The following is an 8,230-nucleotide window of genomic DNA, read 5'->3' as shown; positions in this document are numbered from 1 at the left end:
GCGCATGTTCGAGGCGCTCGGCATATGGCAGTTGGTGGCCGATCGTGCCCAGGCCATGACCGAAATCATAGTGACCGACAGCGCCACGCCCGGTTCACCTCGTCCAGTGCTTCTGGAGTTTGGCGAAGCTGACATGGCAGGCGGCCCTTCGGCCCATATGATTGAAAACCGGTTCCTCTACGGCGCCATGCTTGATCAGGCGGAGCGTGCAGCCACGATCGAGTTTTTCACCGGTACCGCCGTGGAACGGTTCAAGTTCGGTCCGGGACTGGCCACGGTTGGGCTCGCCGATGGCTCAGCGCTTCGGTGTTCACTGATCGTGGCAGCGGACGGCCGCAACTCGCCTGCCCGCGAGGCCGCCGGGCTTGAGCTGGTGGGCTGGCCCTATGACCAGATGGGGCTCGTGGCAACCGTCGAGCACGAACTTCCCCATCACGGCCGAGCCGAGGAACACTTCACGCCATCCGGCCCGTTTGCCATTCTGCCCCTGCCGGGCAACCGGTCGTCACTGGTCTGGTCAGAGCGGACTGAGGCAGCACAGCGCATGCTGGCTCTTTCATCGGAAGAGTTCGAAGAGGAGCTGAAGCTGCGGTTTGGCAACCATCTGGGCGCCGTACGGATGATCTCCGGTCGCCACGGCTATCCACTTGCAATGTACATTGCCAATCATTTCACGGCGCCTCGGCTTGCGCTGGTGGGAGATGCAGCGCATGTCCTGCATCCACTGGCAGGACTCGGCTTCAATCTCGGACTGCGTGATGTGGCAGCCCTGGCTGATTGCATACATGATGCAGCCGGTCTTGGACTCGACATTGGCAGTGAAGCCGTGCTCGATCGATATACTCAGTGGCGACGCTTTGACACCGTGCTGACAGGTGCCGCCATGGACGGAATGAACCGCCTGTTTGCCAACACCAACCCGATACTGACCCTCTTGCGAAGGGCGGGGCTGATGGCGGTCAACCGGCTTGGTTTCATGAAGCCGATGTTTGTTGCCCAGGCAGCGGGAATGGCTGGCAACCAGCCGCGACTTCTGCGTGGCGAACGAGTCTGACGTCTGCTCGACAAAGGCTATCGGCTGAAACCTGCAGCGGCGATCTTTTCGAGATAGGACTCCCAAATCACCGACCGCTCGCGGCCAAGCTTCAGAAGATATGACCAAGTATAGAGCCCGGTGCTGTGACCATCATCGAAAACAATTCGGACAGCATAACTGCCAACAGGCTCCAGGCGTCGGATTCTTACGTTGCGCTTGCCCCAAACCAGCTGCTCCTGACCTGGGCCATGGCCCTTCACCTCGGCACTGGGGCTCTCAACACGAAGATACTCGGCTGAAAGAACAACGCTCTCGCCAGAATCAAACCGGACATGCACTTCACCTCCGCCGGAGGTGAGCCACAATTCCTCGGGCCATGGATCATTCACGGCTGAGCTCACGCGCCTCTTCAGGGAGCATGATGGGAATGCCATCACGGATCGGATACGCCAGACCCGCTGCACGGGAAACGAGCTCCTGCCGCTCCGCATCATACTGAAGCCGCGTCTTGGTGATAGGACACACCAGGAGTTCGAGCAGCCTCGGGTCGGTACGGATGTCAGCCATCTTGACCCTATTGCAGCCGAGGCTTGCCGCCGCTGGCCATCTTGCTGAGGGCAACCTCGGTCAGGGCTACGAGCACATCGGCGCGCGTCTTAAGATCGGGTGCCTCGAGCAGGGCCTGCTTTTCCTGCGGCGGATAGGGTGCCAACTGCGAAAGCGTGTTGACAAGAACCTCGGTCGGCGCGGCATCAACCTGGGTCCAGTCGGCGTTCATCTGATTGGCATCCAGATAATCGCGAAAGGCCTTGAGAAGTGCCGGACGGTTGACGTCGGGTGAAACCGGGGCGGAAACCAGATCGGCAGCGAATGGATGATAGTTGGCGATCACCTGACGGTAGGGTGTGTCCACATCGAGTTCGTCGACGACCTGGAAACGGCTGACACCCGTGAGCGTAATGAGTATGCGCTGATCGGCCGTTTCGGCATAGGCAGTGATGCGGCCAAGGCAGCCGACCTTCATCAGGGGAGGAGGATCCTGTGTCTCTTCCCCACCCGCCGGCTGGATCATGCCAATCACCCGGTTGCCTGACAGGGCGTGATCAACCATTGCAAGATAGCGCGGCTCGAAGATGTTGAGAGGCAACTCGGCCCGCGGCAGCAGCAAGGCGCCGGACAGCGGAAACACTGGGACACGCTGCGGAAGGTCGCCCGGATTTCGGTAGGTTCCAAAAATACCCATGACCAGATCATCCGTCATGAGAACAGCACCGATGACAACTTACGGCGGCCGGCAAGAGTGAACTCATCCTTGGGACCCCATGCCTCAAAGAACTTGACGAGCTGCTTGCGCGCTGCCTCGTCGTTCCAGCTGCGCATCTTGCGGATGACATATATGAGCTGGTCGGTTGCTTCAGCACGCTCGCCTGCCCCGTTCAGCAATACTGCAAGATCAAGCCGCGCCTGAAAATCGTCAGGGTTCTGTACAACCCTGGTCCGAAGCGTGCCGATTTCAGAGACATCGACCGGGTTCAAAGCCAAATCGAGCGCGGCTTTGGCGCTCAAGACTTCCGCATCATTCGACTTTGCAGGCGGCACAAGCGCAAGAGTTGCCTTCGCGTTCTCCAAATCACCGACTGCAATCTGGCAACGGGCAAGTCCGGCCAGGGCGCCGGCATGCTCCCGATCAGCCTGAAGTACCTGCATCAGGATCTGGGCAGCGGTCTGGTAGTCCTGCTGATCGTAGGCCAGCCTGGCCTCTGAAACCATCGCCTCGACTTCCTCGGCAAGGCTGCCCTGGCCACCGAGCCGGTCAACAAATTGCTTGATCTGACTTTCGGGCAAGGCGCCCATGAAGCCATCAACCGGCTGGCCATTGACGAAGGCATATACAGCCGGGATCGACTGAATGCGCATTTGTCCTGCAAGCTGCTGGTTCTCATCAATATTGATTTTGACCATCCGTACCTTGCCATTGGCCTGACGGACTACTTTCTCCAGAGCCGGACCCAGCTGTTTGCACGGTCCGCACCACGGAGCCCAGAAATCCACGATGACCGGCACCTGGCGAGAGGCTTCAATCACGTCCCGCATGAAGTTCTGCGTATTCGAGTCCTTTACGAGATCACCCGCCGGAGCCTGTCCACCGCCAGATGCCTGGCCACCGATAATCATGTTCATGGGTCTGTTGTCCTCACGTCTCGCACATAGATGGGGCAAATACACAAAGTTTTCAATGCGGCCGATTGCTTTCAGGCAACGGCAGCAACGATCGGTTCATGGCCGCAGGAGCGAATGAACGCCAGCAGGTCAACTGCCCTGATCGTGGTGGTCGCGGTGTTTACGAGGGGGTGATAGTTCAGCAGATCCTGTGCCATCATGGCCTTGTCGAGCACCACATTCACCCGCCGGTCGGCATCATTGATGAGCCCAAAAGGCGTGACCGACCCAGGTTCCACGCCCAGAACTTCGCGCAGCAACTCGGGCTTCCCAAACGACAGGCGCCGAGAGCCAATCTTGGCCGGGGCAGCCTTGAGGTCGATCTGTGCCTCTTCCAGACAGACAACGAGCCAGATCGCACCCTTGTCATCCTTCAGGAACAGGTTCTTGCAATGCCCCCCGGGAATCTCGCCACGCAAGGCCTGCGCCTCCTCGACAGTGTAGACGGGCGCGTGATCACGCGTCGTAACGTCAATTCCGAGAGCCTCGAGCCGGGCAAAGAGTTCGTCACGGGTCGCTGGCATGGCGTCCGATTTTCTCCAGAGAACGAATGGATAATGATGTTCTTGCATTTGCCGGAGAGTTAGGCAATAAGGCCGTAGCTGACGGCTGACACCGTCAGGCTATGGAAGCGGGCGTAGCTCAGGGGTAGAGCATAACCTTGCCAAGGTTAGGGTCGGGCGTTCGATTCGCCTCGCCCGCTCCAATTTCTCCATCTTTATCAATTATTTAAGAAACCGCCCCCCGGCGGAACGGTTCGGTTCAGGACTGTTTTGGCGTAAACGGATTTCCTTTAATTCGGCCCCCGTTTATTGTTCTCCTCGGGTCAATTCCTGAGGGACAGCCACCGTTGAATGAACCGGTTCAGACGCTGAAACTTATCAGGTCCAAAGCGCAACTTGATAACCGTGGATTTAAGGACGGGCCGCTCTGACTGCTCAAACGGGCGGACCACAAGGAGAAAGCGGACGGGCAGTAGCAAAACCAGGAAAGTGGGAGCGGAGATTGGTTGACCGCTTAAAGATACAATCTCCGAATATCCCTCGTCGCTGCCATCGCCCCACGATAGCTGTCTATTCCACACCGACCCATTGTGAAGCTCGACTGCCGTCATCAGACGCCGCTACCTTGTTGAACACAATCAGTCGTTCAAGGCATTTGACTGCTCCCGACATTTCGGTTTCGTAGCTTCGTGAGAGCGCAAACCTGCGTCCAGCCTCACCAATAGCTGCTGCTTTAACCGGATTCTGTCGTAACCATTCCAGCCTTTCCAATAAATCAGACAAATCGGACTTTACCGATACATAATGTTCTTCAGCAACTAGATCTGAATAATACCATTGTCGCCAATTCCAATCAGACTCAACTTTCAGAACCGGCGAGCCACTAAGTAGTTTCAGGAAGAAACTACTCCATGCAGACGCGTTACCATCAATGTCCAACTGAAACCGGTACTTCAGAATATCGTCCTGGTCATCACGAGGACCAAAAATTCCAAGTTGATCATAGCAACGTCTTAATGCGTTGTTCTCCTTGTCTTCCAATTGGGTGATGAAAGCACTAAACAGATGAGGATTTTGTTTCGCCAATAAACAGGCCCGAACACGAGGCGCTCGTTCAATTTCACGGTATCTTCTTATACCCGTATCGGTTCCTCTCCAGTAGAGCATATCCTTTCGATCGCTCCAAGGCCCGGCAATCGAATACTTTGGCCGTGCTTGTTTGTATCCGTTGCTATGAATGAAACGCGGATCAGGTACCAAGTAATCAGGTATGTTCGAGCTGAATGCTAGGAGACGCCTCGGCAAGCCTGCGTCTCCCAGGGAGACAGAAAATTGTCCACTTTCTAACCCTCGACCCAAGTAGACAACAACAATTTTCAGTATGGCTCGTATATGCCACCAATATCCGCTTTGTAACCCTATAACTACTCTGCAAATTATGCTCGTGGGGCTTATTTCGAAGTCTGCCACCTCATCGATCAGCGTGACTCCACTGGGGCGCTTCTTGAACTGCAACGAGAATGGAACAGTTGCATTGCTTTCAGAATTTATAATTGACAGTTTTGCGGATATCTCGCCGCAGGACTCTGCAGCTGACTTCCACACATCAGCATTGAGATGCTGCCCAATAGCCATCTATCGATCCCAGCCTGTACGAATTACCATTAATTCAAAGTCTTTAGAAACTCTATGACATTCCCCATTCCATGCAAATCATACTCAGATCAAGAGCCAGATCACCCTCGTGATCGCATACATCGGTAACTGATACTAGCTCGCATATTTTCAAACTTAGAAATCTACCATACACTCAGACCCCGAATTGGAGCGGGTGCACGGGATGCATATCCAAACACTTTCATGACTGCTGTATAATCGCTTCTCGATACTGCGAGGTCACACTACGTCACCTCGACAAGAGTAATTCCATGACCTTCTTAAAAACTTTGACATTTATAACGTTTCTGAACGCTTCCATGCCCACAATTTTCCGCTGAGTGCTGCGTTACTGACGTCTTATGGAACTGGACTAGACCAGTACATTGTTCCGATTGCATCAAACTATGACCGCTAGTGCCATAGCCGGCTCATAGCCGTACTCAATTCTAGTGGCATGGTGACAGCCAAGGATCTGTTGACGCTCATCTCGTGTAGTAAAGAGTTGAACCACAAATCAACAAAGCGAAATGCAATAGAATTAGCCGAATCGATTACGTCCATCACTCCACGAAGGTGGCCGAGCCCGACTGATGACCCCGACAGATGTGTTCAACTGGGAACGTCTCACGATCCGCGCGGTTCTCAACGTCAAAGCAATTTACATCATCGAGTGGCTCGCGGGCGCATTGCCGTTTGCAGAAGTTGCCACCCCAATCAGATCCGACATCGACCAGCACATGATGAGCAGGGTCCATTACAATTCGCCATCACGGCTGGGGATAGCGAGTGCTCTGAATTTCCAGACGACCACTGTCATCAATCCGTTTGAGGACTACGACATGGATCTATAGTGAAAATGACTAACTGGTCTCATATATGTCGCGAGAGTCCCACATTTCATTATAATCATTGCCTCCTGCGATTCCTATTGTGGACAGCGGGCTTCCTCCCCGCTTTCGTTTGACTGCAACTAGTCTGTTACCAAACAGGAAGCCGTGACTTCTCTCGTTTATCAGTCCTTTTAGATTTTCGGTTGGATTAATCCATACCGATTTTCCAACAATCAAGTCTTCAGGTTCACAAGTTCTCGCGATGGCCTTGCCAAAGAGCACAGGTCCTGTTGGGCAGAGGCTATTCTTTCCATAGTAACTGGCCTTCATATTTTCACATATCAGCTTGATTGCCATCGCCAAGGCTTTGTGCCGCGGAGGGCTTGAAAATATTCCGTTACTAGTATCCCATATACTTGCGGACTGGAAATCCTGGAACAGCCCCATTTGCGCCAATGTACATGACGTCGCCTTATGATCCAGCAATGTAAGATGATCTAGAGACCAGGGCTTAAGAAAGTACGTGGATATGTCAGCGTACACACCACCGTAACGATACATGATGCAGTATCGTGCCAAATCACTTTTGTAGGCGAAGGGTTTCAGCCTATCAAACGCCGCCAGAACCTCAGCATCAAAATGATCGTAGATGAGTTTGCGAATTGTTGAAGTGGTGAACAGCTGGTGCGGAATGCCCGGGTGAACTCGTCTGAATGAATTTATGTTCTCGATTATGCCGAGCGGAAGATCCTCTTCTTTCTTCTCATCAGAAGTGATCAATATGCTGACCAAAATCATCTTTAAGCCGCTTTTGGCCCCGCATCATGAGTTCTGGATGGACTGCAGCGTCCGCAATACTTGAACCGAAACACGAGACACTCCACTATCGATATCATCTTGCCAACAAAAGGTTGTTTTAGAGCAGTGTCGTGCTCACGGTCAAATAGCCCGTTGGGATTTGACCGTTTCAAATGCTACCACCAACTGTAAATGTTTTTCCAGTCCAATTCGCTATCACGAACTGACCTCAGGTGTGAGGAAATACCTAGGTTAAGCAAGGCGGCGCTTGCTCGTGCACTGCCTTGCGATGGTTTGCAAAGATCTGTCGAATGCTGGCTTTGTCGTCGCTGCATGAAAGCGGTTATGAAATTGGCTATCTGGATTGCCGAAGAGCGTGGGGATGCTTATTGGATCACCGACAAGGCAACAAAGGAATTCAAGAATAACTGACGATCGCAGATGAAGTTTGTTGATATGATGGTAGCGGTACAATTTTCCTTTTATAAATTCACATGACTTCAAATCCTCGTGATCAACTGACTTTGCTTGAAGAGATTTGAATAGCCACCCAGACAACCACTCTTGATGCTCACCGTTGATAAACGGATGTCTGAAACCCGTTACTGTCGTGAAACTGGAAAAGATCGAGCCTGGTCGATAGATCGACAAGGCTGACGCGTTCACTCATGTCGCTACGGCTGCTCAAATGTTTTCTGACGGTCGCTGATTTTCGCTGTTTTGAGGTTGCCGATTGAGACCGAACAACACTTTGAGGCGGTTCTGCCTATGCAAGCCTGCGCTGGGTCAGGCCCAGCGAAACACAACAATTCCCCAAACAATCGATATAGCTACCGCACCCCACAGCGGCGTACCGAAGAACGCCAGCCACCCGAGAAATATGAAGGCGGTGCCAAGATGCGTCATGAACAGCCGATCACCCCGGGTGGTGTCAAGCCGGAAGATACCGCGCCGCGGTGAACCGCCCGGCACGAAGTATTCCCATGCGCCCATCGCCAGAATGGAGCCAAACACGTAAAGGAAAAAGGCAATGGTAACACGGTTCCATGCCATCCAACTGCCAAGTGGCTGCTGCCACCAGTCGACTGAAAACATCATTGGCGCGTCCATATTCCCGCCTTTCTCATACGCGGCCAAGGGCAAAGCCCTTGGCGATGTAGTTTCTGACGAAATAGATGACAATG

General features: G+C 53.5%; 10 protein-coding genes and 1 tRNA gene. 3 read left to right on the top strand and 8 right to left on the bottom strand.

Annotation, left to right across the window (positions count from 1 at the left end):
- The coding region (locus tag ACILRN_RS14155; protein ID WP_395689339.1) for an FAD-dependent monooxygenase at positions 1-1,054 on the top strand (1,054 nt) is incomplete at its 5' end.
- A 17-nt stretch (positions 1,055-1,071) separates the two neighbouring features.
- On the opposite strand, the gene ACILRN_RS14150 is transcribed toward ACILRN_RS14155, so the two are convergent.
- The 5 genes from ACILRN_RS14150 to ACILRN_RS14130 form a co-directional block, all read right to left on the bottom strand.
- The gene (locus ACILRN_RS14150; protein WP_395689337.1) at positions 1,072-1,437 is read right to left on the bottom strand and encodes a gamma-butyrobetaine hydroxylase-like domain-containing protein; all 366 of its coding nucleotides are present in this window, start codon (positions 1,435-1,437) and stop codon (positions 1,072-1,074) included.
- The gene (locus ACILRN_RS14145) at positions 1,418-1,603 is read right to left on the bottom strand and encodes a Trm112 family protein (RefSeq protein WP_395689335.1); all 186 of its coding nucleotides are present in this window, start codon (positions 1,601-1,603) and stop codon (positions 1,418-1,420) included. The genes ACILRN_RS14150 and ACILRN_RS14145 overlap by 20 nt, the downstream gene beginning before the upstream one ends.
- A gap of 7 nt (positions 1,604-1,610) precedes the next feature.
- A complete protein-coding gene (locus tag ACILRN_RS14140) occupies positions 1,611-2,279 on the bottom strand; it encodes an LON peptidase substrate-binding domain-containing protein (protein WP_395689341.1) in 669 nt (222 codons plus the stop codon).
- Between the two features lie 14 nt (positions 2,280-2,293).
- Positions 2,294-3,217 carry a thioredoxin gene (gene trxA, locus ACILRN_RS14135; protein ID WP_395689333.1) on the bottom strand — a complete coding sequence of 308 codons (924 nt, stop codon included), beginning with the start codon at positions 3,215-3,217 and terminating at the stop codon, positions 2,294-2,296.
- Positions 3,218-3,288: 71 nt separating this feature from the next.
- Entirely contained in the window at positions 3,289-3,780 is a 492-nt protein-coding gene (locus ACILRN_RS14130) for a prolyl-tRNA synthetase associated domain-containing protein (RefSeq protein ID WP_395689332.1), read from the bottom strand.
- 107 nt (positions 3,781-3,887) lie between these two features.
- Here ACILRN_RS14130 and ACILRN_RS14125 point away from each other — a divergent pair.
- Positions 3,888-3,962 (top strand) — tRNA-Gly (locus ACILRN_RS14125).
- Positions 3,963-4,329: 367 nt separating this feature from the next.
- Here the strand turns inward: ACILRN_RS14125 and ACILRN_RS14120 are convergent.
- Positions 4,330-5,394 carry a glycosyl transferase family 90 gene (locus tag ACILRN_RS14120; RefSeq protein WP_395689330.1) on the bottom strand — a complete coding sequence of 355 codons (1,065 nt, stop codon included), beginning with the start codon at positions 5,392-5,394 and terminating at the stop codon, positions 4,330-4,332.
- Positions 5,395-6,008: 614 nt separating this feature from the next.
- On the opposite strand from ACILRN_RS14120, the gene ACILRN_RS14115 reads away from it, so the two are divergent.
- Positions 6,009-6,269 (top strand): hypothetical protein, encoded by a 261-nt coding sequence (locus ACILRN_RS14115; RefSeq protein ID WP_395689329.1) that lies wholly within the window; start codon positions 6,009-6,011, stop codon positions 6,267-6,269.
- Positions 6,270-6,278: 9 nt separating this feature from the next.
- Here the strand turns inward: ACILRN_RS14115 and ACILRN_RS14110 are convergent, their stop codons facing one another.
- Positions 6,279-7,046, bottom strand: coding sequence for a glycosyltransferase family 32 protein (locus tag ACILRN_RS14110; protein ID WP_395689327.1), 768 nt, complete (start codon positions 7,044-7,046; stop codon positions 6,279-6,281).
- Positions 7,047-7,832: 786 nt separating this feature from the next.
- The gene (locus ACILRN_RS14105) at positions 7,833-8,144 is read right to left on the bottom strand and encodes a DUF2160 domain-containing protein (RefSeq protein WP_395689325.1); all 312 of its coding nucleotides are present in this window, start codon (positions 8,142-8,144) and stop codon (positions 7,833-7,835) included.
- Between the last annotated feature and the right edge of the window lie 86 nt (positions 8,145-8,230).

It is taken from the genome of Aestuariivirga sp. (assembly GCF_044238155.1).
Lineage (GTDB): Bacteria > Pseudomonadota > Alphaproteobacteria > Rhizobiales > Aestuariivirgaceae > Aestuariivirga.
The sequence above is the reverse complement of the archived record's forward strand: the minus strand, read 5'-3'. Positions and strand labels throughout refer to the sequence as shown.

Coding starts and splice junctions, on each gene's coding strand:
- ACILRN_RS14145 (WP_395689335.1), bottom strand. CDS start 1,603: ATGGCTGACATCCGTACCGACCCGAGGCTGCTCGAACTCCTGGTGTGT.
- ACILRN_RS14140 (WP_395689341.1), bottom strand. CDS start 2,279: ATGGGTATTTTTGGAACCTACCGAAATCCGGGCGACCTTCCGCAGCGT.
- trxA (WP_395689333.1), bottom strand. CDS start 3,217: ATGAACATGATTATCGGTGGCCAGGCATCTGGCGGTGGACAGGCTCCG.
- ACILRN_RS14130 (WP_395689332.1), bottom strand. CDS start 3,780: ATGCCAGCGACCCGTGACGAACTCTTTGCCCGGCTCGAGGCTCTCGGA.
- ACILRN_RS14120 (WP_395689330.1), bottom strand. CDS start 5,394: ATGGCTATTGGGCAGCATCTCAATGCTGATGTGTGGAAGTCAGCTGCA.
- ACILRN_RS14115 (WP_395689329.1), top strand. CDS start 6,009: ATGACCCCGACAGATGTGTTCAACTGGGAACGTCTCACGATCCGCGCG.
- ACILRN_RS14110 (WP_395689327.1), bottom strand. CDS start 7,046: ATGATTTTGGTCAGCATATTGATCACTTCTGATGAGAAGAAAGAAGAG.
- ACILRN_RS14105 (WP_395689325.1), bottom strand. CDS start 8,144: ATGATGTTTTCAGTCGACTGGTGGCAGCAGCCACTTGGCAGTTGGATG.